Source organism: Mesorhizobium sp. M0037 (genome assembly GCF_040323635.1).
GTDB lineage: Bacteria > Pseudomonadota > Alphaproteobacteria > Rhizobiales > Rhizobiaceae > Mesorhizobium.
Window position 1 is genome coordinate 623,600 of sequence record NZ_JAMYVB010000001.1, and the last position, 24,113, is coordinate 647,712.

The 24,113-nt window shown below is 62.5% G+C and carries 25 protein-coding genes; 12 read left to right on the plus strand and 13 right to left on the minus strand.

Translation table 11 applies throughout. From position 1 onward, the window contains the following. Nucleotides 1-35 precede the first annotated feature (35 nt). The gene (locus NKJ78_RS03220) at nt 36-1,607 is read left to right on the plus strand and encodes a GMC family oxidoreductase (RefSeq protein WP_023693375.1); all 1,572 of its coding nucleotides are present in this window, start codon (nt 36-38) and stop codon (nt 1,605-1,607) included. A 62-nt stretch (nt 1,608-1,669) separates the two neighbouring features. Here the strand turns inward: NKJ78_RS03220 and NKJ78_RS03225 are convergent, their stop codons facing one another. Continuing rightward, nucleotides 1,670-3,583: a PhoX family protein gene (locus NKJ78_RS03225; RefSeq protein WP_023688645.1), complete on the minus strand. Its 1,914-nt coding sequence runs from the start codon at nt 3,581-3,583 to the stop codon at nt 1,670-1,672. A gap of 117 nt (nt 3,584-3,700) precedes the next feature. Then, nucleotides 3,701-4,096 carry a hypothetical protein gene (locus NKJ78_RS03230; protein WP_023688644.1) on the minus strand — a complete coding sequence of 132 codons (396 nt, stop codon included), beginning with the start codon at nt 4,094-4,096 and terminating at the stop codon, nt 3,701-3,703. Nucleotides 4,097-4,408: 312 nt separating this feature from the next. Between NKJ78_RS03230 and urtA the strand changes: the two genes are divergently transcribed. The 6 genes from urtA to NKJ78_RS03260 all read left to right on the plus strand — a co-directional run bounded on the left by urtA (nt 4,409) and on the right by NKJ78_RS03260 (nt 10,901). After that, nucleotides 4,409-5,719 carry an urea ABC transporter substrate-binding protein gene (gene urtA / locus NKJ78_RS03235; RefSeq protein ID WP_023688643.1) on the plus strand — a complete coding sequence of 437 codons (1,311 nt, stop codon included), beginning with the start codon at nt 4,409-4,411 and terminating at the stop codon, nt 5,717-5,719. A 112-nt stretch (nt 5,720-5,831) separates the two neighbouring features. Next, a complete protein-coding gene (gene urtB, locus NKJ78_RS03240; RefSeq protein ID WP_023742498.1) occupies nt 5,832-7,448 on the plus strand; it encodes an urea ABC transporter permease subunit UrtB in 1,617 nt (538 codons plus the stop codon). Then, on the plus strand, nt 7,445-8,677 hold the full coding sequence (gene urtC / locus NKJ78_RS03245; protein ID WP_352459396.1) for an urea ABC transporter permease subunit UrtC: 1,233 nt from the start codon (nt 7,445-7,447) through the stop codon (nt 8,675-8,677). Before urtB ends, urtC begins: the two co-directional genes overlap by 4 nt. A 4-nt stretch (nt 8,678-8,681) precedes the next feature. Continuing rightward, nucleotides 8,682-9,428 (plus strand): urea ABC transporter ATP-binding protein UrtD, encoded by a 747-nt coding sequence (urtD, locus tag NKJ78_RS03250; RefSeq protein ID WP_023670934.1) that lies wholly within the window; start codon nt 8,682-8,684, stop codon nt 9,426-9,428. A 69-nt stretch (nt 9,429-9,497) separates the two neighbouring features. Then, nucleotides 9,498-10,193, plus strand: a complete 696-nt coding sequence (gene urtE, locus NKJ78_RS03255) for an urea ABC transporter ATP-binding subunit UrtE (RefSeq protein WP_023706182.1) — start codon at nt 9,498-9,500, stop codon at nt 10,191-10,193. Between the two features lie 531 nt (nt 10,194-10,724). Continuing rightward, the gene (locus NKJ78_RS03260) at nt 10,725-10,901 is read left to right on the plus strand and encodes a hypothetical protein (protein ID WP_023670936.1); all 177 of its coding nucleotides are present in this window, start codon (nt 10,725-10,727) and stop codon (nt 10,899-10,901) included. A gap of 91 nt (nt 10,902-10,992) precedes the next feature. Here NKJ78_RS03260 and NKJ78_RS03265 read toward each other — a convergent pair whose 3' ends face one another. From NKJ78_RS03265 to NKJ78_RS03300, 8 genes are all read right to left on the minus strand, one after another. After that, complete coding sequence (locus tag NKJ78_RS03265) at nt 10,993-12,138, minus strand: GGDEF domain-containing protein (protein ID WP_023739985.1); 1,146 nt, start codon at nt 12,136-12,138, stop codon at nt 10,993-10,995. 313 nt (nt 12,139-12,451) lie between these two features. Then, nucleotides 12,452-13,255: a DUF72 domain-containing protein gene (locus NKJ78_RS03270; RefSeq protein ID WP_023739984.1), complete on the minus strand. Its 804-nt coding sequence runs from the start codon at nt 13,253-13,255 to the stop codon at nt 12,452-12,454. A 28-nt stretch (nt 13,256-13,283) separates the two neighbouring features. Next, entirely contained in the window at nt 13,284-13,748 is a 465-nt protein-coding gene (locus NKJ78_RS03275; RefSeq protein WP_023726687.1) for a GNAT family N-acetyltransferase, read from the minus strand. Nucleotides 13,749-13,782: 34 nt separating this feature from the next. Next, the gene (gene uvrA / locus NKJ78_RS03280) at nt 13,783-16,704 is read right to left on the minus strand and encodes an excinuclease ABC subunit UvrA (protein ID WP_023739983.1); all 2,922 of its coding nucleotides are present in this window, start codon (nt 16,702-16,704) and stop codon (nt 13,783-13,785) included. Nucleotides 16,705-17,486: 782 nt separating this feature from the next. Continuing rightward, the gene (locus NKJ78_RS03285; RefSeq protein ID WP_032891865.1) at nt 17,487-17,708 is read right to left on the minus strand and encodes a hypothetical protein; all 222 of its coding nucleotides are present in this window, start codon (nt 17,706-17,708) and stop codon (nt 17,487-17,489) included. A 146-nt stretch (nt 17,709-17,854) separates the two neighbouring features. Further along, a complete protein-coding gene (locus tag NKJ78_RS03290) occupies nt 17,855-18,463 on the minus strand; it encodes an ATP-dependent Clp protease proteolytic subunit (RefSeq protein ID WP_023734315.1) in 609 nt (202 codons plus the stop codon). A 29-nt stretch (nt 18,464-18,492) separates the two neighbouring features. Then, complete coding sequence (locus NKJ78_RS03295; RefSeq protein ID WP_352459395.1) at nt 18,493-18,960, minus strand: SRPBCC family protein; 468 nt, start codon at nt 18,958-18,960, stop codon at nt 18,493-18,495. Then, nucleotides 18,957-19,271 (minus strand): ArsR/SmtB family transcription factor, encoded by a 315-nt coding sequence (locus tag NKJ78_RS03300; RefSeq protein ID WP_352459394.1) that lies wholly within the window; start codon nt 19,269-19,271, stop codon nt 18,957-18,959. The genes NKJ78_RS03295 and NKJ78_RS03300 overlap by 4 nt, the downstream gene beginning before the upstream one ends. 133 nt (nt 19,272-19,404) lie before the next feature. On the opposite strand from NKJ78_RS03300, the gene NKJ78_RS03305 reads away from it, so the two are divergent. The 4 genes from NKJ78_RS03305 to NKJ78_RS03320 all read left to right on the plus strand — a co-directional run bounded on the left by NKJ78_RS03305 (nt 19,405) and on the right by NKJ78_RS03320 (nt 21,435). Further along, nucleotides 19,405-19,806 (plus strand): hypothetical protein, encoded by a 402-nt coding sequence (locus tag NKJ78_RS03305; RefSeq protein WP_023734317.1) that lies wholly within the window; start codon nt 19,405-19,407, stop codon nt 19,804-19,806. A 210-nt stretch (nt 19,807-20,016) separates the two neighbouring features. After that, nucleotides 20,017-20,550: a single-stranded DNA-binding protein gene (ssb, locus tag NKJ78_RS03310; protein ID WP_023670946.1), complete on the plus strand. Its 534-nt coding sequence runs from the start codon at nt 20,017-20,019 to the stop codon at nt 20,548-20,550. 37 nt (nt 20,551-20,587) lie between these two features. Then, the gene (locus NKJ78_RS03315) at nt 20,588-20,986 is read left to right on the plus strand and encodes a DUF2306 domain-containing protein (RefSeq protein WP_352459393.1); all 399 of its coding nucleotides are present in this window, start codon (nt 20,588-20,590) and stop codon (nt 20,984-20,986) included. A gap of 23 nt (nt 20,987-21,009) precedes the next feature. Continuing rightward, nucleotides 21,010-21,435, plus strand: coding sequence for an OsmC family protein (locus NKJ78_RS03320; RefSeq protein ID WP_352459392.1), 426 nt, complete (start codon nt 21,010-21,012; stop codon nt 21,433-21,435). 44 nt (nt 21,436-21,479) lie between these two features. On the opposite strand, the gene NKJ78_RS03325 is transcribed toward NKJ78_RS03320, so the two are convergent. The 3 genes from NKJ78_RS03325 to NKJ78_RS03335 form a co-directional block, all read right to left on the minus strand. Continuing rightward, nucleotides 21,480-22,109 (minus strand): MarC family protein, encoded by a 630-nt coding sequence (locus tag NKJ78_RS03325; protein WP_008875977.1) that lies wholly within the window; start codon nt 22,107-22,109, stop codon nt 21,480-21,482. Between the two features lie 106 nt (nt 22,110-22,215). Beyond that, the gene (locus NKJ78_RS03330) at nt 22,216-22,593 is read right to left on the minus strand and encodes a VOC family protein (protein WP_352459391.1); all 378 of its coding nucleotides are present in this window, start codon (nt 22,591-22,593) and stop codon (nt 22,216-22,218) included. 34 nt (nt 22,594-22,627) lie between these two features. After that, nucleotides 22,628-23,164 (minus strand): hypothetical protein, encoded by a 537-nt coding sequence (locus NKJ78_RS03335; protein ID WP_352459390.1) that lies wholly within the window; start codon nt 23,162-23,164, stop codon nt 22,628-22,630. A gap of 87 nt (nt 23,165-23,251) precedes the next feature. On the opposite strand from NKJ78_RS03335, the gene NKJ78_RS03340 reads away from it, so the two are divergent. Next, complete coding sequence (locus NKJ78_RS03340; RefSeq protein ID WP_352459389.1) at nt 23,252-24,103, plus strand: helix-turn-helix transcriptional regulator; 852 nt, start codon at nt 23,252-23,254, stop codon at nt 24,101-24,103. The last annotated feature ends 10 nt before the right edge of the window (nt 24,104-24,113 follow it).

Here is a 24,113-nt window from a genome sequence, read left to right on the forward strand (position 1 = left end):
GAAACCCCGCAAACAGGAATTCATGGGAGGAAACCATGGCAGCTTCATTTGATCTCAACAACGACGGCGTGGTCGTGATCATCGGCTCCGGCGCCGGCGGCGGCACGCTCGGCAACGAACTCGCCCAGAAAGGCGTCGATGTCGTCATCCTCGAGGCCGGCGCGCGTCACGAATACGAGGATTTCATCAATGACGAGTGGGGTTCCTTCAGCCAACTCGCCTGGACGGACAAGCGCACGACGTCCGGCGACTGGCGGGTGTCGAAGGATTTTCCGAATTTGCCGGCCTGGATAGTCAAATCGGTCGGCGGCTCGACCACGCACTGGGCCGGCGCCTCGCTGCGCTTCCAGGAGCATGAGTTCAAGACGCTCTCGACCTACGGCAAGCTGGAAGGCGCCAACCTGCTGGACTGGCCGGTCACATTGGCCGAGATGGAGCCTTACTACGCCAAGGCGGAAGCCAAGATGGGCGTCACCGGCACCAATGGCTGGCCGCGGCTGCCCGGCAACAACAATTTCAAGGTGCTCAAGGCCGGCGCCGACAAGCTCGGCTATAAGGAATGTCATACCGGCAACATGGCAATCAATTCGGTCGAGCGTGATGACCGGAACTCCTGCCAACAGACCGGCTTCTGCTTCCAGGGCTGCAAATGGGGCGCCAAATGGTCGACGCTCTACACCGAGATTCCCAAGGGTGAGGCGACCGGCCATCTCGAGGTCCGGCCGAACGCCATGGCGATCAAGATCAACCATGACGCTAGCGGAAAAGTGACCGGCGTCGTCTATGCCGACAAGGACGGCAATCTGCAGGAGCAGAAGGCCCGCATCGTCGCCGTCGCCGGCAACTCGATCGAAAGCCCGCGCCTGCTGCTGAACTCCGAGTCAGCGAAGTTTCCGCAAGGGCTTGCCAATTCGTCGGGGCAGGTCGGCAAGAACTACATGCGCCACACCACCGGTTCGGTCTACGCCATTTTCGACCAACCGGTGCATATGTATCGCGGCACCACCATGGCCGGCATTATCCGCGACGAGGCGCGGTACGATCCCTCACGCGGCTTTGTCGGCGGCTATGAATTCGAGACGCTGTCGCTCGGCCTGCCCTTCATGGCCGCCTTCCTCAATCCCGGCGGCTGGGGCCGTTCCTTCACCACCGCGCTCGACCACTATGATCACATGGCTGGCCTGTGGATCGTCGGCGAGGACATGCCGCGCGCGGAAAACCGCGTCACGCTGCACAAGGACGAGAAGGAGGCGCACGGCATGCCGATCGCCGACGTGCATTTCGATGATCATCCCAACGACACGGCGATGCGCAATCATGCCTACAAGCAGGCCACAGCGCTTTACGATGCGGTCGGCGCGACGCGCTCCTTCCCGACGCCGCCCTATCCCTCAACCCACAATCTCGGCACCAACCGGATGAGTGAAAAGGCGGAAGACGGCGTCGTCAACAAGCACGGCCAGGCGCACGACATCAAAAACCTGTTCGTGTCGGACGGCAGCCAGTTCACCACCGGTGCGGCTGAAAATCCGACGCTGACGATCGTGTCGCTGGCTATCCGCCAGGCCGAATACATCGCTTCGCAAATGTCGGCCAAGACGATCTGAGCCGTCCTCCCGGATCGCTACGCGGAACGCGCATGGCGCGTTCCGCCCTTTTCCCTAGGACACTATGCGCCGACCGGCTGTCCGTCCTTGCGGCGGATGGCGACGACGGACGGCCGCGGCAATTGGCCATCCCTGAAGTCGGGCCACAGCGTCTGCGCCTTGTCGAGCGTCTCTGCATCTTCCGCAGGGTGCTGCACCGACAGGAACAAAGTCGAGCCGTCCGGCGTGAAGCACGGGCCGGTCGCTTCGGCGCCGTGCGGGCAGGTGAACAGCAGCTTCGGCAGGCCGCGCGCCGCACCTTCGGTGTCGACGCCATAGACGCCGTCCGGCAGGTCGAAATCATTGGCGCCGTCCGTCGCCACCCACAGCCGCCCGGCCGGATCGAAGGTGATGTTGTCGGGGCAGACGAACCAGCCATTGTCCGACGTATCCGGATGGAAGGTGGCGCCGACCTTGGCATCCCTGGGATTGCCGCAGAGCACGAACAGGTCCCAGGCATAGTTTTCGGCCGTGTGGTCGGCGTCCGCGCCGCGGCGGCCGGGCGGGATCAGTTCGACAATATGGCCCCAGAGATTTTCCGGCCGCGTGTTGGCCGGATTGACCTTTGACTGGTCGCGCTTCTTGTTCTTGGTCATCACCGCATAGACGCGGCCGGTCACCGGATTGGTCTCGATGTCCTCGGGCCGGTCCATCGGCGTGGCGCCGAGCGCATCTGCCGCAAACCGCGTCTTCAACAGCACCTCGGCCTGGTCGGCAAAACCGTTCTCGACGGTAAGCTTGCCCTGGCCGTGCACCAACGGCAGCCACGTCATCGAGCCATCGGCATCGAAGCGGGCGACCGACAGCACGCCATCGTCGAGCAGATCGGCGCCGGAGGCCGGATTGGCCTTGTCATAGGCCTTGGCCGAGACGAAGCGGTACATATATTCGAAATAGTCGTCGTCACCCATATAGACGACAACGCGGCCGTCCTTGTTGAGGACCACGGTCGAGGCCTCATGCGACATGCGGCCAAGTGCCGTGCGCTTCACCGGCCTGGACTGAGGATCGTAAGGGTCGATCTCGACCACCCAGTCGAAGCGGTTGGCCTCGTTCGGTTCCTTGTCGAGGTTGAAGCGGTCATGGAAGCGGCCGCGGCCATAGATGTCGGAGCCGTCGAAGCCGTAACGGTCGAGCAGGTCGGCAGTCGGCGCCTTTTTCGGGTCGCCGCCGAAAATGTCGGACACGCCTTCCTCGCAGGTCAGCACCGTACCCCAGGGGGTGAAACCGCCGCTGCAATTATAGCTGGTGCCGAGCACTTTCGTGCCAGTCGGGTCGGCCGAAGTTTTCATCAGCGCATGGCCGGCAACCGGTCCGGAAACGGTCATTTCGGTGTTGGCGGTGATGCGGCGGTTGAGCGGGCTGTCCGCCACGCTTGCCCACTTGCCGTCCTTCAATTGCACCTCGACGATCGAATGGCCCATCGCGGCCATGCCGAGATCGACCTGTTCCCTGGTCATCGTCTTGCCGGCATCGCCCTCGGTCATCCCCGGAAACATCACATTGGGCGAGATGTATTCGTTGTTGACGCAGAGCAGGCCATGATCGGAATTCACCGTGCCCTTGGGCAGCGGCATGAAGGCGATGTAGTCGCAATTGTAGCCGAAGCGCTTTTCCTGTTCCTCCGCCGCGACCTTGTTGCCGTCGAATTCGGCGAGGCCGGCTGCAAGCGGGTCGCCCCAGCGCGCGACGATGGTCGTCTCATAGCCTTCGGCGGCGGCATGGGTCTTGCCGTAGACCCGTTTCAGCTCGGGAAAGCCGAGCGTCGACTGCGCTGTGGCGGCATGCGTTTCGCCGGCAAACAAGGAGCCGACAAAGCTGCCGCCGGCAATCAGCGCGCCGGAGGCGAGGCTGCCTTTCAAAAGAGACCGGCGCGAGACGCGCTCGGCAATGATTTCGCGGATGACGGGGGAGGATGAAGACGGTGCATTGGCCATGGTGTCTGCCTCTCAGGGTGGATGTTACGGCGCACCGTTGCCCTAGTCTGCCTAGGCAACATTCACATGACATAAGAGGAAGTTTTTGCCGCAACTGGGCGCGGCACTACGCATCGCTCAGCCCTTGGTGCAGGTCGAGGCGGTGAAGGCGCCGTCGGGCTGCTTCAGAATGATGTCGAATGACGGGGCGGTCTCGCCGTCCAGTGTTGCCTGTGTCATGGAGACGGAGTTGCCACCGGTGGTATAGCCGCCCAGCGGCCCGAGCCAGGTGATCTCGCCATTGGCATTCATCTGATAGTTGTAGCCTTGCGTCGCGGTGCCGAATGTCACCGGACCACTATAGACATTGCCCTTGATAGTGATGTCGCCGAGGTTGAGGAAGGCGCCGAGCAAATAGACCTCGCAATGATAGGTGCCGTCCGGAAGCTTGCCCTCGCTGAAATCGGCGCGCGCGGCGCCGCTCGTTGCCATCAGCAGCAGGATGCCGGAAATGCATGAGGTGCGAGATGTCATGACGTCACTCTTTTGAAGGGCGAGCTTGCCCTATTTTTGCGCGGTACCGCAACATTGTTAGCCCGGAACACACGGCCGGAGATCAAAAACTAGGCATTTGTCTCAATTGGGCAAAAATTAGGCAAAAGCCATGTGCGCTGCGCAAATTTGCCTCAATCAATTTTCGCCGGCTACCACTGTTTTCTCGAGGCTAATATACCAACCGGCTGATAACGCTCGGCTATTCCATCTTCGTGAGCGGCGCCTTTGCGTTTGGCACGGCAGTTGCATTGCATTATCGCGGTGCAATCAAACAGCTTGGGAGTCTTCGGTATGAGGGGTAATTTCTCCACAATAACAAAAATGTTTTCGGCCGGCGTGGTCGCCGCCGGCCTGTCGATGTCGTCTCCGGCCCAGGCCGCCGAAGACACGATCAAGGTCGGCATTCTGCATTCGCTGTCGGGGACCATGGCGATTTCGGAGACGACGCTGAAAGACGCCATGCTGATGCTCATCGAAGAGCAGAATGCCAAGGGCGGTCTGCTCGGCAAGAAGCTCGAGGCGGTCGTTGTCGATCCGGCCTCCAACTGGCCGCTCTTTGCCGAAAAGGCGCGCGAGCTGATCTCGAAGGACAAGGTCGCCGCCGTGTTCGGCTGCTGGACCTCGGTGTCGCGCAAATCGGTGTTGCCGGTGTTCTCGGAACTCGACAACATCCTGTTCTACCCCGTCCAGTATGAGGGCGAGGAAAGCGAGCGCAACGTGTTCTACACCGGCGCCGCCCCGAACCAGCAGGCGATTCCTGCCGTCGATTATCTCATGAGCGAGGACGGTGGCTCGGTGAAGCGCTGGGTGCTGGAAGGCACCGACTACGTCTATCCCCGAACCACCAACAAAATCCTCGAGGCCTATCTGAAGGCCAAGGGCGTCGCCGCCGAAGACATCATGGTCAACTACACGCCGTTCGGCTTCTCCGACTGGCAGACCGAAGTCTCCGCAATCAAGAAATTCGGCTCGGCCGGCAAGAAGACCGCCGTCGTCTCGACCGTCAATGGCGACGCCAACGTTCCGTTCTACAAGGAACTCGGCAACCAGGGCATCAAGGCCGAGGACATCCCGGTCATGGCCTTTTCGGTCGGTGAGGAAGAACTGGCCGGTCTCGATACCGCGCCGCTGGTCGGCCATCTCGCTGCCTGGAACTATTTCGAGAGCGTCGACACACCCGAAAACAAGAAGTTCATCGCCGACTGGCACAAGTTCATCAAGAATGACAAGCGCACCACCAACGACCCGATGGAAGCTCACTATATCGGCTTCAACATGTGGGTGAAGGCGGTCGAAAAGGCCGGCACCACCGATCCCGACAAGGTCATCGACGCCATGGTCGGCGTGTCCGTGCCGAACCTCACCGGCGGCTATTCGACCATGATGCCGAACCATCACATCACCAAGCCGGTGCTGATCGGCGAGATCCAGGCCGACGGCCAGTTCGAGACCGTGTCGCAGACGCCCGGCCTCGTGATGGGCGACGAATGGTCCGACTATCTGCCCGATTCCAAGGACCTGATTTCGGATTGGCGCGCGCCTCTGTCCTGCGGCAACTTCAACGTTGCCACCGGCAAATGCGGCGGCAAGGGCACGAACTGATCCCTCCCGGGACTGACCGATCGTGGACGCGTCCACGATCGGTACCGCCAAGCGTCCGGGCGCTTCAGCCCGCCCGGACGCGGAATTTCCCCACAGAAGAGTATCTGAACGGATGATCCTGTTGCGCACTCTCGGCCTCATGCTGGTGTTCCTGGTGGCAAGCCTATTGCCGTCGAACGCAGCCGAAGCCGATCTGCGCGCCATCGTCGCCAAATTCGCCACGGGCACGGGCTTTGCCGCCACTGAGGCTGTGGTGCGCGAACTTGCCGCCACCGGCGATCCGCTGGTTGAACGGCCGCTTGCAGCCCTCGCCGAAGGCAATCTCTACATTCGTAAAGCCGATTCAGCCGTCTTCGTCGGCAGTGAGGCCGCCGACAGCGTCACGCTGCTCGACCCGCTGAGCGGCGAGAAAGCCGGCGACGCCGCCAAGGCCGACATCACCAAGATCAAGGTCAACAACACGCTGCGCCGTGTCATCCGAGATGCGCTGGGAACGCTGACGTTGCGCGCGAGAGATCCTTCTGTTCGCATCGCCGCCGCCGACACCATGTTCAAGACCCCCGATGCCGCCAATATCGAGCCGCTCGATGCAGCCATCGCCGCCGAGACCGACGCCAAGGTCAAGGCATTGTTCGAACAGGCGCGCGCGGCATCGGTGCTGGTCTCCGATAAGCCGGAGGCCGACAAGCTTGCCGCCATTGCCCTGATCGGCGCGCGCGGCGACCGCGACGCGGTCTCGCTGCTCACCGCGGTCGAGGCCAATGCGCAAGGCGCGGTCAAGGATGCCGCGACGGCGGCAATCGCCAGCATCAATTCGAGCCTGGCGCTGTGGGATGCCGGCCAGAACATATGGTACGGCATCTCGCTTGGCTCGGTGCTGCTGCTGGCCGCCATCGGCCTCGCCATCACCTTCGGCGTCATGGGCGTCATCAACATGGCGCATGGCGAGATGGTGATGCTCGGCGCCTACACCACCTTCGTCGTCCAGCAGGTGATCCGAACCTCATTCCCCGGCCTGTTCGACTGGTCGCTGGTGATCGCGCTGCCGCTCGCCTTCCTGGTTGCCGCTTCCGTCGGCCTGATCATCGAGCGCGGCGTCATCCGTTTCCTCTACGGCCGGCCGCTGGAAACGCTGCTCGCAACCTGGGGCGTCTCGCTTGTCCTGCAGCAGGCGGTGCGCTCGATCTTCGGACCGACCAACCAGGAGGTCGGCAACCCCTCCTGGATGTCGGGATCGTTCGATGTCGGCCAACTCGCCGTCACCTGGAACCGCCTCTGGATCCTGGTGTTCGCGCTCACCGTCTTCGGCGTGCTGCTCTTTGTTATGAAGCGCACGCCCTGGGGCCTTCAGATGCGCGCCGTCACCGCCAACCGCCGCATGGCCGCCTCGATGGGCATCAGGACGCCTTGGGTCGATGCGCTGACCTTTGCGCTCGGCTCCGGCATTGCCGGCATTGCCGGCGTCGCGCTCAGCCAGATCGACAATGTCTCGCCCAATCTCGGCCGCGGCTACATCATCGACAGCTTCATGGTCGTGGTCTTCGGCGGCGTCGGCAATCTCTGGGGCACGCTGGTCGGCGCCTTCTCGCTCGGCATCGTCAACAAGGTTCTCGAACCCTATGCTGGCGCGGTGCTCGGCAAGATCGTCGTGCTGGTGCTGATCATCCTGTTCATCCAGAAGCGCCCGCGCGGCCTGTTCGCGCTCAAGGGCAGGGCGGTGGAAACATGATCACGGGACGCTTCTTCGCCGCGGGTGCCGACCGTCGCATCGCCATCACTATTTTCATCCTGCTGACGGCCGCCATTATCGTGCCGCTGCTCAACCTCGCAGTGTCGCCGCAAAGCGCGTTCTATATTCCGTCCTACATCGTCGCGTTGACGGGCAAGTACCTCTGCTATGCATTGCTTGCCTTGGCGCTCGATCTCGTCTGGGGCTATTGCGGCATCCTCTCGCTCGGCCATGGCGCCTTCTTCGCCCTCGGCGGCTATGCGATGGGCATGTACCTCATGCGCCAGATCGGCTCGCGCGGCGTTTACGGCAATCCGATCCTGCCCGATTTCATGGTGTTCCTGAACTACAAGGAATTGCCCTGGTTCTGGACCGGTTTCGACCACTTCTGGTTCGCCGCCATCATGGTGCTGGCGGTGCCCGGCCTGCTCGCCTTCGTCTTCGGCTGGTTCGCCTTCCGCAGCCGCGTCACCGGCGTCTATCTCTCCATCATCACCCAGGCGATGACCTACGCGCTGCTGCTCGCCTTCTTCCGCAACGACATGGGTTTCGGCGGCAACAACGGCTTGACCGATTTCAAGGATATTCTGGGCTTCAACGTGCAGGCCGACGCCGCCCGCTCGGCCCTGTTTGCCGCCAGCGCCATCATACTCGCGCTCGCCGTCTTCATCACCTGGGCGATCGTCGGCTCCAAATACGGCAAGCTGCTGATGGCGGTGCGCGACGCCGAGAGCCGCACCCGCTTCCTCGGCTGGCGGGCGGAGAACGTGAAGCTGTTTGCCTTCACCGTCTCGGCTGTCATGGCCGGCATCGCCGGCGCGCTCTATGTGCCGCAGGTCGGTATCATCAATCCCGGCGAATTCGAGCCATCCAATTCCATCGAAGTCGTGATCTGGGCAGCCGTCGGTGGGCGCGGCACCATTGTCGGCCCGATCGTCGGCGCGCTGCTGGTCAACGCCGGCAAATCCTGGTTCACCGGCCTGCTGCCGGAGTTCTGGCTGTTTGCGCTCGGCGGCCTGTTCGTCGCCGTAACCCTGTTCCTGCCCAAGGGCATCGTCGGCATGTGGGATTCCTGGCGCGGTAACGCTCGGGCGATGCGGGCTGCAGCGATTGCAGAGGAAGCGGGCACAGACCCTGATGCCCCGCCGCCATCGAAGATCGTGCGCAGCGCAGCAACAACGCCCGGTGCCTGGTCCGCGTCCGGGCCTGAACCGCAGCCGGCGGAATAGAGCGATGTCGAAGTCCAACACCATCCTCTATCTCGACGGCGTCTCGGTCTCCTTCGACGGTTTCCGCGCCATCAACAATCTGTCGCTGGTGCTCGACAAGGGCGAGATGCGCGCCATCATCGGTCCCAACGGCGCCGGCAAGACGACGATGATGGACATCGTCACCGGCAAGACCCGGCCCGACGAGGGCGAAGTGTTCTTCGACGGCCAGGTCGATCTGACCCGGCACGACGAGGCGGAGATCGCCATGATGGGCATCGGCCGCAAATTCCAGAAGCCGACCGTCTTCGAAAGCCACAGCGTCGAAGACAATCTGATGCTGGCGCTGAAGGGCCCGCGCTCGATCTTTCCGGCGCTGTTCCATCGCCGCTCGGCCGCCGAAGCCAGACAGATCGACGACATCCTCGGCATCATCCGGCTGGGCGACAAGCGCCACGATCTGGCAGCCAATCTCAGCCATGGCCAGAAACAGTGGCTGGAGATCGGCATGCTGCTGGCGCAGGACCCGAAGCTGCTTTTGGTTGACGAGCCGGTCGCAGGGATGACCGATGCCGAGACCGAGGAAACCGCGCGGCTGCTCAAGGACATAGCGCGCGAGCATTCGGTCATCGTCGTCGAGCACGACATGCATTTCGTGCGCGAACTCGGCGTCAAGGTCACCTGCCTGCATGAGGGCTCGGTGCTGTCGGAAGGCTCGCTCGATTTCGTCTCGGCCGACGAGCGGGTCGTCGAAGTTTATCTCGGGAGATGAGCATGGTCTGGCGGGTGCAATTCCATCGCTTCGACTTTTCGTTCCTCCGCTTCTGGAGAAGGCGCTGACATGCTCGAAGTTTCCAACGCCACGCTCCATTACGGCGCCGCTCAGGCGTTGCGCGGTGTGTCGCTGACGGCGGGTGCCGGCAAGATCACCTGCGTGCTCGGCCGCAACGGCGTCGGCAAGACCAGTTTGATGAGATCGATCGTCGGCCACCACCGGCTGACGAGCGGAAGCGTTGCCTTCGAGGGGAAGGCGCTCGACCGGAGCGCGGCGTATGATCGCGCCCGGTCGGGCATCGCATTCGTACCGCAGGGCAGGGAGATCTTTCCGCTGCTGACGGTGCGCGAAAACCTGGAGTCCGGCTTTGCGCCGTTGAAGCGCGCCGACCGCAACGTGCCGGCGCATGTCTTCGAACTGTTTCCGGTGCTGAAGCAGATGCTGGGGCGGCGCGGCGGCGATCTCTCAGGCGGCCAGCAGCAGCAGCTCGCCATCGGCCGGGCGCTCGTCATGCGGCCGAAACTGCTGGTGCTCGACGAGCCGACCGAAGGCATCCAGCCCTCGATCATCAAGGACATCGGCCGCGCCATCCACTATTTGCGCGATCAGGCCGGCATTGCGGTGCTTCTGGTCGAGCAATATCTCGATTTCTGCCGCGAGCTCGCCGACGAGGTCAACATCATGGACCGCGGCCAGATCGTCCACACCGGCCCGGCCGAAGATCTCGACCGGGCGGACGTCAGGAAGTTTCTGACGGTTTAACGCAGGTCGACGGCTGCACGGATCGTACACGTCGAAGATTGGCTGAAATGCCCACAATCACTTCGTCATTCTAGGGCGGAGCCAAGGAGCGGAGCGACGCGCGCAGACCCTAGAATCCATGCCGCGACATCAGCCAAAGAGTGCCGCGATGCAGAACAAGATCGCTTCTGCGGCACATTGGCATTCCACATTCTGCACCGTTAATGACGCTTCTTAATCCCGGCATGGATCCCTGGGTCTTCGCTCCGCTTCGCGTCGCTACGCCCAAGGATGATGAAGTCGCGAAGGTCCGCACCCGTTGCGTCGGACTTTCGTCCGAGGCCGCCACACTCTGGCACGCCGAATACTGCATGCTAGTCTTTCCTAGGCCTCGGTGAGTCGGCCGCTTCCGTATCAGTCTGGTTCTGTAGCAGATCGAGGGAATATGCTGGCTCAGCCTGCAAGTTCCACGCAAGCAAGCCACCCTAGCTTCCCTCGCAGTTCTGATTGTCGGTCAATGCGTTCAGATAATCTTGCCAGGAGAATAGGGCTATGGAACGGTTCGTCGAGGACCACCAGAAACGACGGCTGACAGAGCGTGTCGACATCATTACCGCCATCAACATTCTGCGCTCGCAAGGCTACCAGCAGGATGAGCTGATCGGCGAAATCACCAAGGTTTTCTACGTCGACCTCGACACTTACAACGAGATCGTCATAGCGGCCTAAAAACGCCTCGCGCCTGAACGGCCTCATGCGACGCGCTTTAGGTTGTTGTTTTACGTGTGGTGAGGTTCAGGCCCGCTGAATATCAGCCAGCCTACCCGGCGCGCCGGAAGGCGAGCACACGATTGCGGCCGCCCCGCTTGGCGCCGTAAAGCGCCTTGTCGGCGGCGCTGAGCACCTTGTCGAATTTGGTGCCGCCCTCGCTGCCGAAGGCGTAGCCGGCGCTGACCGTGCAGGAGAGCAGGCGGGTCTCGGTATCGATCCGGCGCATGGCAAAACTGGCCCGGATGCGCTCGGCTATGAATTCCACCTTTTCAGGCAAGGTGCGATCGAGCACCAATGCAAATTCCTCTCCGCCCATGCGCGCGGCGACATCGCCTGGCTGGAGATTGGCGGTCAAATCCTTGGCGAATAGTTTCAGCACCTCGTCGCCGGTGGCATGGCCGAACTCGTCATTTATGGCCTTGAAGCCGTCGAGATCGAACACGATCACGGCGGTGAAGGACCGGACCGGTGTTTTGCCGTGCAGGTCGAACAAAGCGCGCCGGTTGAGCAGTCCGGTCAGCGGATCGGTCAGCGCTTCGCGGCGATGATGCTGCGCCAGGCGTCCCTGGTTGAGCGCCAGCGAGAGCGCGCCGATGCCGGTCATGCAGGCGATGACGACGATGAGGCTGAAATCCTCGGCCCAGTTGCTCGGCGCATGGCCAAGCACCAGCCTGCCATCCCAGACAAGTGCACCGGAGCACAGCACGAAGGAAATTCCGGTGGCTGTGTAGAGCCCGGCAATGCCGAGGATCGGGGCAGGGAATTCGGTGCGGCCCTTCCAGTATTCATAGGCCGTCGCAAACAAAAGCAGCGCGGCGAAGGCATTCTCCAGCATGAAGCCCAGCCCGTCACAGCCAAGCGCCATCGGCGGCAAGGCGACTGCCAGCGAGACGCCGGCGCCGACAGCAATGCGGGGCAGCGGTGACCTCCCTGTCGTGAACTGATAGGCAGCGCCCAGCATGGTCGCGAAGCCGAGCAGCAGGAACGTGAAGCTGGCCAGGCCGAGCAGGCGTCCGGGCGCGTCGATATAGGCTTGGTAGGCGAAGACGTCGGCAACGATCAGAAGCACGCTGACCGCCCATGTCAGCAGGAATTTTTCCGAACGCGCGGTAAGCCAGATGCCGAACAGCGTCAGGCCGAGGCAAGCGGCGGAAAACCCGACAGCCAACAGAAGAGAACTGTAGTCGAGCGACATGCCCTCGTCCTTGCGCGCGGCGGCCGGCCTCTAGAAAGACCCGCACCGGATTTATGCAGGAAGGAGGTATCGATAAGGTTACGAGCGCATAAGCTATCACGCTTCGGTTGATCGTAGCAATTCTGGGTTGAAACCCTTTTCAAGGGAAAGCGCTGACCGCTTTTCCGGGAAAACCGGTCCACACTTTTCCTGGAGTTGCTCCTAATGCATGTCGCCCAGAAGTGTGCCGCGGTTCTGGGACAACGGCATGCATCAAGACAAAGACTTAAATCGCGTCGTATGAATCCGTTTCAGCGCGACGCGCTTTAACCGATCAGCTCACCCTCTTCATCAGCGCCATGGCGCCGAACGGCGCGCGCACCTTGCCCTCGGTGATGAAGTAGACGAACACATCGCGCGGTTTCACCGGCGCGTCGAAAGTCGGATCGGCGCGCCGCAGATCGGCCGGCCGCTTGCCTTGCGCCCAGGTCTTCACCCGCGCTGCCCATTCGTTCAGGCCCTTCGGCGTATAGCAATCCGGATTGTCGTCGCTGCCGGTCTGCAGCCGCGCATAGATAAAATCGCCGGTGATGTCGGCGATACCAGGATATTTGGCATGGTCGGCATAGACGATCGCCGCCTTGTATTTGCGCGCCAGGCTCACAAATTCCGGCACGCTGAAACTGTCGTTGCGCACTTCCAGCGCATGGCGCAGCGCCACGCCATCCTGCTTTTCCGGCAGCAGCTTCAGGAAGGCCTCGAAATCATTGGCGTCGAACTTTTTCGTCGGCGCGAACTGCCACAGGATCGGGCCCAGCTTGTCGCCCAGCGCGGCAATGCCGGAGCCGAGGAAGCGCGTCATGGACTCGCCGGCTTCGCCAAGCACGCGCCGGTTGGTGACGAAGCGATTGCCCTTCAGCGAATAGACGAAACCGTCCGGCGCCTCGCTCGCCCATTTGACGAAGGTCGGCTCCTTGAAGCTGGAATAGTAGGTGCCGTTGACCTCGATGCTCGGTACCTGGCGGGTGGCGTAACTCAGCTGCTTGGCCTTGGAAAGCTTGTCCGGGTAGAAAGACGTATCCCAGGGTTCGAAAGTCCAGCCGCCCATCCCGGCGCGGATTGTTCCTTGGCTGATCATCGTCTTCCTCCCAGTTCTAAAAATGCGGTCAGGCTATTTTTCCAACCGGTTTGATCATGTCGACCACGGTCCATCCGGGACGGTGGGGATTGGCTCGGCGGCCCGTTTCGTGGAAGCCATAGGCCGTATAGATCTCGATGTTCCGCTCCATGCGCGAATTGGTGTAGAGCCGCACCTCCGGCACACCCCATAGCCGCGCCTGTTCCTGGGCGAAGTCGAGCAGCGCGGTACCGAGTTTCCTCCCCTGAAAAGCGGGGGAGACCGCGACGCTGAAGATCATCGCATGATCGGGGTGGCGCTCAATAACGATCAGCCCGGCGAGCTCAGCGTCGCTCTCCAGCAGCCAGACCTCGCCTCGCTCGATGCGTGGCGCATAGCCCTCGGTGACTGGGATCGGCGGCGCGCCGAACAAGGCGGTGTAATGCCCATAGGCGGCTTCCGTCAGCGAAACGACTCCGTCGAGATCACCGGCAAGCGCCTGTCGGACTGTCATTCAAAGCTCTCCAGGCGCCCGGCCGGTCTGCCAGTCACTCCGCCGCTTCGCGCTTGCCTCCGGGCCGCCGCTCCAAAAGCTCCTTCAGGAAGTGGCCGGTGTAGCTGCGCTTTTCGCGCACGATGGCTTCCGGTGTGCCCTGTGCAACCAGTTCGCCGCCGCCATCGCCGCCTTCGGGGCCGAGGTCGAGCACCCAGTCGGCGGTCTTGATGACTTCGAGATTATGCTCGATGACCACCACCGTGTTGCCCTGGTCGACCAGCTCGTGCAGCACTTCCAGCAATTTGGCGACGTCGTGAAAGTGCAGGCCGGTGGTCGGCTCGTCGAGGATGTAGAGCGTCTTGCCGGTCGCCTTGCGCGACAATTCCTTGGCGAGCTTGATGCGCTGCGCCTCGCCGCCCGACAGCGTCGTCGCCTGCTGGCCGATATGGATGTAGCCGAGGCCGACCTGCTTCAGCGTCTCCAACTTGTCGCGCACCCCGGGCACGGCGGCAAAGAAATCGACGCCTTCCTCGACCGTCATGTCCAGGACGTCGGCGATCGACTTGCCCTTGAACAGGACGTCGAGCGTCTCGCGGTTGTAGCGCTTGCCGTGGCAGACGTCGCACGTGACGTAGACGTCGGGCAGGAAGTGCATCTCGATCTTGATGACGCCGTCGCCCTGGCAGGCCTCGCAGCGGCCGCCCTTCACGTTGAAGGAGAAGCGGCCCGGCTGATAGCCGCGGGCCTTGGCCTCGGGCAACCCGGCAAACCAGTCGCGGATCGGTGTGAAGGCGCCGGTGTAGGTGGCCGGGTTCGAACGCGGTGTGCGGCCGATCGGCGACTGGTCGATGTCGATGACCTTGTCGAGGAATTCGAGGCCCTCGATGCGGTCGTGATCGGCCGGATGCTCGCGCGAGCCCATGATGCGGCGCGACGCCGCCTTGAACAGCGTCTCGATCAGGAAGGTCGATTTGCCGCCGCCAGACACGCCGGTGACGGCGGTGAAGGTGCCGAGCGGGATTTCGGCAGTGACGTTCTTGAGATTGTTGCCGCGCGCGCCGACGATCTTCAGCCGGCGGTTTTTCTTGGCCTCGCGCCTGACACCGGGCGTGGCGACTTCGAGCGCGCCCGACAGATATTTACCGGTGATCGAGTTGGGATTGGCCATCACCTGCTGCGGCGTGCCCTGGGCGATGATCTCGCCGCCATGAATGCCGGCGGCCGGACCCATGTCGACGACATAATCGGCATGCAGGATGGCGTCCTCGTCATGCTCGACGACGATCACCGTGTTGCCGATGTCGCGCAGATGCTTGAGCGTGTCGAGCAGGCGGGCATTATCGCGCTGGTGCAGGCCGATCGACGGCTCATCCAGCACATAGAGCACGCCAGTGAGGCCGGAGCCGATCTGCGACGCCAGACGAATGCGCTGGCTCTCGCCGCCCGACAGCGTGCCGGAATTGCGCGACAGCGTCAGATAGTCGAGGCCGACATCGTTGAGGAAGCGCAGGCGGTCACGGATTTCCTTGAGAACGCGCACCGCGATCTCGTTCTGCTGGTCGTTGAGATGTGGCGGCAGTTCGGTGAACCACTGGTCGGCCTTGCGGATCGACAGCTCTGTGACTTCGCCGATATGCTTGCCGGCGATCTTCACCGCCAGCGCTTCCGGCTTCAGCCGGTATCCCTTGCAGACCGGGCAGGGCGTCGCCGACATGAAGCGCTCGATCTCCTCGCGCATCCAGGCGGATTCGGTTTCCTTCCACCGCCGTTCGAGATTGGGAATGACGCCCTCGAACGTCTTGGTGGTCTTGTAGGAGCGCAGGCCGTCATCATATTGGAAGGTGACCTCGCGCTCGCCGGTGCCACGCAGGACGGCATCCTTTGCCTCTTCGGTCAGGTCTTTGAACTTGTCGCCGAGCTTGAAGCCATAGGCTTTGCCCAGCGCTTCCAGCGTCTGGGCGTAATAGGGTGAGGTCGACTTCGCCCACGGGCTGACGGCGCCGTCGCGCAGCGAGACGTTTTCGTCCGGCACGATCAGGCTGGCGTCGATGGCGCGCTGGTTGCCGAGGCCGTCGCAGGTCGGGCAGGCGCCGAACGGGTTGTTGAACGAGAACAGCCTGGGCTCGATCTCCGGAATGGTGAAGCCGGAAACCGGGCAGGCGAATTTTTCCGAGAACAGGATGCGCTCATGCGTCTCGTTCTTCGATTTGTTGACCGAGTCCTCGCCGGTCTGGCTGGCGTCGAGCGGCCGGTCGGCGAACTCGGCCACCGCCAGCCCTTCCGCCAGCTTGAGCGCCGTTTCGATGGAATCGGCAAGCCGTGTCGCCAGGTCGCCGCGCACGACGATGCGGTCGACGACGACATCGATGTCGTGCTTGTACTTCTTGTCCAACGCCGGCACATCGGCGATCTCATAGAAGACGCCGTCGACCTTGACGCGCTGAAAGCCCTTCTTCTGCAGCTCCAGCAGTTCCTTGCGATACTCACCCTTGCGGCCGCGCACGATCGGCGCCAGCAGGAAAAGGCGCGTGCCTTCCTCGACCGCCAGCACCCGGTCGACCATCTGTGAAACCGTCTGGCTCTCGATCGGCAGGCCGGTCGCCGGCGAATAGGGGATGCCGACGCGCGCGAACAGCAAGCGCATGTAGTCGTAGATCTCAGTGACGGTGCCGACCGTCGAACGCGGGTTCTTCGACGTGGTCTTCTGCTCGATCGAGATGGCCGGCGACAGGCCGTCGATCTGGTCGACATCCGGCTTCTGCATCATTTCGAGGAACTGGCGCGCATAAGCCGACAGGCTCTCGACGTAACGGCGCTGGCCCTCGGCATAGATGGTGTCGAAAGCAAGCGACGATTTGCCGGAGCCCGACAGGCCGGTCATGACGATCAGGCTGTCACGCGGCAGGTCGAGATCGACATTCTTTAGGTTGTGTTCGCGTGCCCCGCGAATGGAAAGGTATTTATGGTCGGCCATCGCCGGTCGCCGCCTCAGGTCTGGTGTCAGTGGGATCGGCGGGTTTTCCCGGCCATTCCCTATGTAGGTATTTTTGCCGCCACGTCGAGAGACGCCACACTTCTCGACCAAAGCCGTTTAACCGTCTTTCGCGCGAACGGGCAAGCGGAAAGAACAAAGACCGAACACGCTCCTGACAAAGCTGTGCAGAAACTGACAAGGGTGTTTCAGAAACTGACCCTGACGTAAGCTCCCGACGATCACATTTTCCGTAACCGGCTATTCAAGGTTGACGCCGTCAAATCAGGGGCGCACTCTGCCGGAGTCAACGGAGCCGGCCGTCTTTGATGGCCTCGCCGCCCATAGCGGCCTGCGAGACGCCGCAGGTTTTTGCGATTTGTGCTTCGGATTGACACCAGTCGCAACGGACATAGGAGCGGAGCATGACGCCACCGGATAGTCCCTTGAGGCTCCACCTGCTAGTGGAGCCGCGGCGGGCATAAGTGCCAGGTAGTTTCAAGGCATTGGAGTGTATGCGTCCAAACGAACGCATCGCGTCAGTCCAACAAACCACCAGACAAACCGTGACCTGCCGAATCCCACAAAAATCAGAGACGGCTAGTCGGATCGTCGGCTGAATGCCGCGAAGCATCCGAAATCAAAGTCGGTATAACACTACCGGCAGTTTGGATTTGGAATCCAAAAAAAGCCCCGACCGTTAGCGGAAGCAACGGCGGGGCTGTTCTTTTGTGAGGAAGTCGTCGGCGCAGGCTTTCTCTCCCGTATAGTAATTGGAAAAGGGGCTACCGGCGCGGCGGCTTGATCCCACCCGTGCCGACATCGACAGTGATGCTGCCGGAAATCCTGACATCGGTGTCGCCGATCTTGAACGTGCCGTTCTCGCCGGCAGGCAGCGCGTCGTCCGGCTCCGGCTGCGGCGCGGGCTTGGCGATGCGGTAGTCGCCGGTCACGCCGGGCAGGGCGCCTTTCCGCGACGTGCTGGTGCTGCCCCCGGCAAAGGCCATGCTCGACGTCGCCGCCGTGATGGCAATGGCTATGGTCAGTCTGTTCAGGTGGTAGCGCATGGCAAGACTATAGTGCCGCGCTCAAGGCGAGGCCAGACCAGCGGCGTTGAAATTGAGGGAACACCGGCCTGCATTCAATCCGCCGATCAGGCCGCCGCCTTTTTGCGGGTGTCGAACACATGGTCGACGAGGCCCCACTCCTTGGCCTCCTTGGCGGTCATGAAGAAATCGCGGTCGAGCGTGCGTTCGACCTCTTCATAGGTGCGGCCGCAATGCTGCGCATACAGTTCCGTCATGTGCCGTTTGGTGCGCAAAATGCCTTCGGCATGGCGCTGGATGTCGGAGGCCTGGCCCTGGAAGCCGCCCAGAGGCTGGTGCAGCACGATGCTGGCGTTGGGGAGCGCGATGCGCCGGCCCGGCGTTCCCGCCATCAGCAGGAACGAGGCCATCGAGGCGGCAAAGCCCATGCACACCGTCGATACCGGGCAACTGACAAATTGCATCGTGTCGTAGATGGCGAAGCCGCTGGTCACCACGCCGCCCGGCGAGTTGATGTAAAGCGAGATCTCCTTGTCGGGGTTTTCGGATTCCAGCGACAGGAGCTGGGCGCAGACCAGCGCCGACATGCCGTCATTGATCTCGCCATTGACGAAGATGATGCGCTCGCGCAGCAGCCGCGAGAAAATGTCGAAGGCGCGTTCGCCGCGGCTCGATTGCTCGATCACCATCGGCACCAGATTGGCAAAGCCGCTCATCTCATTGTCTCCGTTTTGATTTTTCCGGTTCAGGCAGCGCACAGCAACAGGCGTGGCGCGTTGGCGGCGACAGGCGGTTTGGGCTTGTATGCGCGCAGCGAGAGCCGGCAGCCGGCGCCGGCCATCGCAACCGCAGGCGTCAGGACAAACCCGTCATGGACGATGCGCAGATGCGTGCCGCCGGAAACGGTGCGGGCGAGTGTGAAGGTGACGATGCTCTCCAGCTCCTCGCGGTCGGCGTCGCCGGAACGCTCGCGCCAGGAATAGCGCAGCAGGCGCCCCGGTTCGGCATCGAGCACTTCGCACTGGATCGGCTTCTCAGGCGCGGCAAAGGCAAAGCGGCTGCCGGTTTCCGGATTGATGTCGTTCGGCATCATCCATTCCGCCAAGAGGTCCGGCACGGTCAGTGCCCGCCACACTTTTTCCGGTGCGTCCGGCAGATCGCATTCGAAGGCGAGGGCATCTTTGGCGGTCTGCGTCTGCTTTTCGTCGGTCATTGGTCCATGTCCTTCAAAACGGCCTTCAGTCTTTCGATGCGCTCCGGCCAGAATGCGCGGTAGCGTTCGATCCAGCCGAGCAGCGGCTCGAGCCCTTGCGGATCGGCGCGATAGTAGGCGTTGCGGCCGGCGCGTCTTTCGCTGACCAGGCCTGCGCCGCGCAGCACGGCAAGGTGCTGCGACACCGCCGGCTGCGACACGCTCATGCCAGTGCGCAACTCCGACACGCTCATCTCGCCGGAAGTCAGCCGCTCGTAGACGGCGCGTCGCGTCGGGTCGGCCAGGGCGCGAAAAGTCTCTGCTTCGATCATGGCAAAAGCATAAGTCGATACTTATCGATTTGGCAAGGGGTGTTTTGAATGCCCGGTATTGATTGGATCCTGCCGGGCCTCTAATCCACGGGGAACAAGATGGGCCGATCATCGCGAGGCAGGAGTAGTATTTATGAATTCCAACGTCGATCTTTCGTCCGCCGAGAACCTCAACGAGGCTCTGAGGCTCTATCGCCGCCTCGTCCTCGGTATAGGCGCCATCGCCGTCATCGGTTTCGTGGCCGTGATCTTGTTGGCCAAGCTGGGTACGGCGCTATCGCCGCCATACGGGATTTACATCTTCGGCGAAGGATTGGGGACCTGGGGCCTGATCGCGGTGGTAGCGGCGCTCGTCGCTCAGGTCTGGTGGCACGGCCGCGCGATCGGGAAATTGCTGAATGACCCGGCTCTGAAATCTGAACCTGCAGTCGGGCTGATGTCGGCACCAACCGTGATCGCACAGCGCGCCCATACCATGGGCATGGAGTGGAGCGGCTTTTTCGGTCCGTTGCGACCAGCTAAAAAACGGCGCTGACGACACCGCTTCTCGCCGCTGCGTGTCAGCTAAATCCACGCGCCCGCGTCGGCGATTGCTGCCATTCCTTGACAATCCGTGGTTAACAGTATAGGAACGAAAAGGGAACAAAAGCCTTGTGGGAAAAGCCAGCCGGGGCAAGCCAGGATTGTCCGCGGCCTGTAAGGTGAACGACTTGAAATTTGTTTCGGATGAGCGCGGAGAAGTGTCATGGCGGGTAGCGTCAACAAGGTCATTCTGGTCGGTAACCTCGGCGCGGACCCTGAAATCCGCCGCCTGAATTCTGGTGACCCGGTCGTCAACATCCGCATCGCCACGTCGGAAAGCTGGCGCGACAAGAACTCCGGCGAGCGCAAGGAAAAGACCGAATGGCACAACGTGGTCATTTTCAATGACCAGATCGCCAAGGTCGCCGAGCAGTACCTGAAGAAGGGCATGAAGGTTTACGTCGAAGGCCAGCTGCAGACACGCAAATGGCAGGACCAGACCGGCGCCGACAAGTACACGACCGAAGTCGTGTTGCAGAAATTCCGCGGCGAGCTGCAGATGCTCGATTCTCGCGGCGAGGGCGGCGGTCAGGTCGGCAACTATGCCGGCGGCGGCGGCGCGAGCCGTGGCTCGGATTTCGGCCAGTCTGGCCCCAATGAGAGCTTCAACCGCGGCGGCAACAGCGGTGGCGGCGGTTCCAAGGGGGGCGGTGGCGGCGGCTCGTCGCGCGAACTGGACGACGAAATCCCGTTCTGAGCTGACGGTAGTCAGCGATATCTGAGGAGAGGGCGCGATGTCGCTCGGATCGCTTCTATCGGCGCGCCCTCCCATTCCATGGCACGCCTTCGCGGCCCTTGCCGCGCTGGCCATTGGCGCTACGCAACTGGCGCTGCCGAAAGGCACGACGCGTCATCGTGTCGTCGGCTATACTTGGGCGGCGCTGATGCTGGTCGTCGCCATCTCCAGTTTCTGGATCCAGCAGATACGCCTCGTCGGTCCGTTCAGCCCGATCCATCTCTTGTCGATTTTAGTGTTGATCGCCGTGCCGCTGGCGGTCTGGCACGCGCATATGCATCGGGTCGCCAAACATCGCAGGGTCATGATATCGCTGTATGTTTTCGCCCTGATCGGCGCCGGCGTGTTCACGCTGCTGCCGGGGCGGATCATGCACACGGTCGTCTTCGGCCAGTGACGCTTTCTGAAAGGAAGATTGCCGTGAAAGCCCGGATCAAATGGGTCGAGGAGCGCACCTTCGTCGGCGGGTCCGGCAGCGGCCACAAGGTTGTGCTGGGAACCGCCTCCGGGCCGGAAGGCAAGACGCCGGGTCCGAGCCCGATGGAACTGGTGCTGATTGGCACCGGCGGCTGCTCGGCCTATGATGTCGTTCACATCCTCGAAAAAGGCCGCGAGGCGATCGAGGACTGTGTTGTCGAACTCGACGCCGACCGGGCCGAAACCGACCCGAAAGTCTTCACCCGCATCCACATGCATTTCATCGTCACGGGCCACGCGCTGTCGCACGACAAGGTCCAGCGCGCCATCAACCTGTCGATCGAGAAATACTGCTCGGCCTCGGCCATGCTGGCCAAGACGGCTGTCATCACCCACGATTTCGAGGTCGTCGATACGGCGGTGGAGTAGGGAGTAGGGAGCAGGGAGCAGGGAGCAGGGAGTAGGGCTGCCGTTTACCCCGCCATCAGCGCCTTGATGCCATCCGCGACGAACTGAACCGCAAGCGCGGCCAGGATGACGCCGAGCAGGCGGGTCAGGATCGAGCGGCCGGTCTGGCCGAGGATGCGGTCGATGCGCTCCGCCAGCACGAACACCAGATAGGTGATGGCAAGGCAGACGAAAATGATGGCGACCAGCGCCGCTTGTGCTGCAAAACCCTGAAACGAGCCCGACAGTAGCACGGTCGCCGAAATCGCACCGGGGCCGGCGATCAGCGGGATCGCCAGCGGGAAGGCCGCGATATTGTGGATCATGTCCTTGGTGATGGCGACGTCGCCGATCTTCTCCTTGCGGTCTTGGCGGCGCTCAAACACCATTTCGAACGCGATGAAGAACAGCAAAAACCCGCCGGCGACGCGGAAAGCCGGCAACGTGATGCCGAACACCGACAGGATGGACGCCCCGGCCACCGCAAACAGCGCCATCACCAGGAAGCCGATGATCGAGGCGCGCACCGAAACCTGCTGACGTTCCTCGCGGTTCATGCCGCGTGTCACCGCGAGGAAGAGCGGCGCGAGACCTGGCGGGTCGATGGTCACCAGAATGGTGACGAAGGCGTTGAACAGGCTGTCGAAACTCGGCATCGCTGACCCCTCCCGCCGGGCCGGACCCCTGCGCCACGATAGTGGTAGAGCAAAGCCTGGCCGGTGGGAACCGTCTGAGATGCCGATACCGGAGACGCCGGCTATGTTAGGCGGCAGCGTTGCAATAGGCCTCCAGACGATAGCCGTCGGGATCGACGACGAAGGCAGCGTAATAGTTCTCGCCATAGTCGGCGCGCAGGCCCGGCGCGCCATTGTCGCTGCCGCCTGCACGCAAGGCGGCGGCATGGAAGGCAACGACACTCTGCCTCGTCGGCGCGGTAAAGCAGAAATGCAGACCGGACTTCTCGTCCGATGGCACTGGCCGCGCCGCGTCGTTCACCCACAGCGCCACGGTTTGCGCACCATAACCCAGTGAGCCTGGCGACTGGCTGAGGCAGGAATAACCGAGCGGCTTTAGCGCGGCATCGTAGAAGGGCTTCGAAAAATTGGTGTCGCGGACACCGATCGAGACATGGTCAAGCATGCTTTTTGTCACCTTTTTGCAATATGTTGCGTCATCAGTCCTGGGCGACGCGGCGCGCCAGGAACTCGACTTCGAGACGCCATGTTTTGCGATCTTCGTGCGAACGCTCGCCGAGCCAGCGGAAGCCGTCCTTGGTGATGCGCGAAAAGCTCCAGCGAACCGAGGAACCAGTGCCGTCAGCGCCGACCTGGACAATCGTGTCGCCTTCGGCGCGACCAAGCTGGCGGCTGTAGTATTGGTTGCGCGGGTCGCTCCAGAAGATGTGCCAGGCATCCGAGCCGGGATCATAGGCCCGCAGCGTTGTGCCATAGAAAGTCCATTTGCCGAGAGAAGGCGAGGGGCCGGCATCCCGCGCGGGCAGGATCCATACATCCTGGATCGCCCTGCCTTCCAGGACCCAGCCGAAATGCACCTCGCCGCGTCCGGTGAGAACCGTGCCGTCCTCGAGATGGCGCGTGGCATCGAATGTCCAGGCGCCGACGAAGCGGCCGTAGAGATCCAGCTTTTCAGCCAGGCCGGGATTGGGGCCGTCGCTGTGGAGCGCTTCGGCAAAGGAGGATGTACCGATCATACTTGCTGCCTTCGTTATGTCAGGAGGCTGCAAGCGATAGGCCCCGACCGGGTGTCGCGCTTGGGAAAAATTGCTATCTTTCAAGCCATGACGACGAGCGAACAAAACCTGGCATCGGGGCAGGGTTGGTATGTCTGTGACGTGCTGTGCACGGCCGGCGCCGGCGACCGCCCGTTCGAGGAGGCGCACGACACCTTCTGCGTTGCCGCTGTCACCAGCGGCACCTTCCGCTACCGCACCAGGCAAGGCGCCGCCATGCTGGCGCCGGGCGCGATCCTGCTCGGCAATGTCGGCGCCTGCTATGAATGCGGGCATGAGCATGGCGCCGGCGACCGTTGCCTGTCCTTCCACTTCGCTCCGGCCTATCTCGACCGCATCGCCAGCGACGTGTCCGGCGCGAGCAAGCTCGCCTTCGGCGTGCCGCATATGCCGCCCTTGCCGGCGCTCGCATCGCTGCTGGCCGAGGCGGAAGCGGCGCGCGAGATGGTCGACATCGACGCCTTTGAGGAGCTTGGCCTGCGAATTGCCGGCGCAGCACTGGCTGTTGCCGGCGCAGCACTGCCTGTGGCCAGCGATGCGGTGCCTGGCGTTCGACCGCCGAGCCGCCGCGACCAGAAACGGGTTGCCGAGGCGGTGCGGCAGATCGAGCTCAATGCCGACAGGCCGGTCTCGCTTTCCGAGCTTGCCTGCGCGACGGCGACCAGCCCGTATCATTTCCTGCGCACCTTCCGGCAGGTCGCCGGCATGACGCCCTATCAGTTTCTGCTGAGAACGCGGCTGCACCGCGCGGCGGTGCGGCTGCGCATGTCAGGCGATGCCATCTCGGCAATCGCCTTCGAGGCCGGTTTCAACGATTTGTCGACGTTCAACCGCCGTTTCCGGCGCGTCATGGGCGAAACGCCTGGCGACTATCGCGCCCGGCGGGTGGCTACCCGCTGATGCGTCCGCC

Bases quoted from the DNA above. Each gene is read 5' to 3' on its own strand.
- NKJ78_RS03220 (WP_023693375.1), top strand. From the start codon at position 36: ATGGCAGCTTCATTTGATCTCAACAACGACGGCGTGGTCGTGATCATC.
- NKJ78_RS03225 (WP_023688645.1), bottom strand. From the start codon at position 3,583: ATGGCCAATGCACCGTCTTCATCCTCCCCCGTCATCCGCGAAATCATT.
- NKJ78_RS03230 (WP_023688644.1), bottom strand. From the start codon at position 4,096: ATGACATCTCGCACCTCATGCATTTCCGGCATCCTGCTGCTGATGGCA.
- urtA (WP_023688643.1), top strand. From the start codon at position 4,409: ATGAGGGGTAATTTCTCCACAATAACAAAAATGTTTTCGGCCGGCGTG.
- urtB (WP_023742498.1), top strand. From the start codon at position 5,832: ATGATCCTGTTGCGCACTCTCGGCCTCATGCTGGTGTTCCTGGTGGCA.
- urtC (WP_352459396.1), top strand. From the start codon at position 7,445: ATGATCACGGGACGCTTCTTCGCCGCGGGTGCCGACCGTCGCATCGCC.
- urtD (WP_023670934.1), top strand. From the start codon at position 8,682: ATGTCGAAGTCCAACACCATCCTCTATCTCGACGGCGTCTCGGTCTCC.
- urtE (WP_023706182.1), top strand. From the start codon at position 9,498: ATGCTCGAAGTTTCCAACGCCACGCTCCATTACGGCGCCGCTCAGGCG.
- NKJ78_RS03260 (WP_023670936.1), top strand. From the start codon at position 10,725: ATGGAACGGTTCGTCGAGGACCACCAGAAACGACGGCTGACAGAGCGT.
- NKJ78_RS03265 (WP_023739985.1), bottom strand. From the start codon at position 12,138: ATGTCGCTCGACTACAGTTCTCTTCTGTTGGCTGTCGGGTTTTCCGCC.
- NKJ78_RS03270 (WP_023739984.1), bottom strand. From the start codon at position 13,255: ATGATCAGCCAAGGAACAATCCGCGCCGGGATGGGCGGCTGGACTTTC.
- NKJ78_RS03275 (WP_023726687.1), bottom strand. From the start codon at position 13,748: ATGACAGTCCGACAGGCGCTTGCCGGTGATCTCGACGGAGTCGTTTCG.
- uvrA (WP_023739983.1), bottom strand. From the start codon at position 16,704: ATGGCCGACCATAAATACCTTTCCATTCGCGGGGCACGCGAACACAAC.
- NKJ78_RS03285 (WP_032891865.1), bottom strand. From the start codon at position 17,708: ATGGCCTTTGCCGGGGGCAGCACCAGCACGTCGCGGAAAGGCGCCCTG.
- NKJ78_RS03290 (WP_023734315.1), bottom strand. From the start codon at position 18,463: ATGAGCGGCTTTGCCAATCTGGTGCCGATGGTGATCGAGCAATCGAGC.
- NKJ78_RS03295 (WP_352459395.1), bottom strand. From the start codon at position 18,960: ATGACCGACGAAAAGCAGACGCAGACCGCCAAAGATGCCCTCGCCTTC.
- NKJ78_RS03300 (WP_352459394.1), bottom strand. From the start codon at position 19,271: ATGATCGAAGCAGAGACTTTTCGCGCCCTGGCCGACCCGACGCGACGC.
- NKJ78_RS03305 (WP_023734317.1), top strand. From the start codon at position 19,405: ATGAATTCCAACGTCGATCTTTCGTCCGCCGAGAACCTCAACGAGGCT.
- ssb (WP_023670946.1), top strand. From the start codon at position 20,017: ATGGCGGGTAGCGTCAACAAGGTCATTCTGGTCGGTAACCTCGGCGCG.
- NKJ78_RS03315 (WP_352459393.1), top strand. From the start codon at position 20,588: ATGTCGCTCGGATCGCTTCTATCGGCGCGCCCTCCCATTCCATGGCAC.
- NKJ78_RS03325 (WP_008875977.1), bottom strand. From the start codon at position 22,109: ATGCCGAGTTTCGACAGCCTGTTCAACGCCTTCGTCACCATTCTGGTG.
- NKJ78_RS03330 (WP_352459391.1), bottom strand. From the start codon at position 22,593: ATGCTTGACCATGTCTCGATCGGTGTCCGCGACACCAATTTTTCGAAG.
- NKJ78_RS03335 (WP_352459390.1), bottom strand. From the start codon at position 23,164: ATGATCGGTACATCCTCCTTTGCCGAAGCGCTCCACAGCGACGGCCCC.
- NKJ78_RS03340 (WP_352459389.1), top strand. From the start codon at position 23,252: ATGACGACGAGCGAACAAAACCTGGCATCGGGGCAGGGTTGGTATGTC.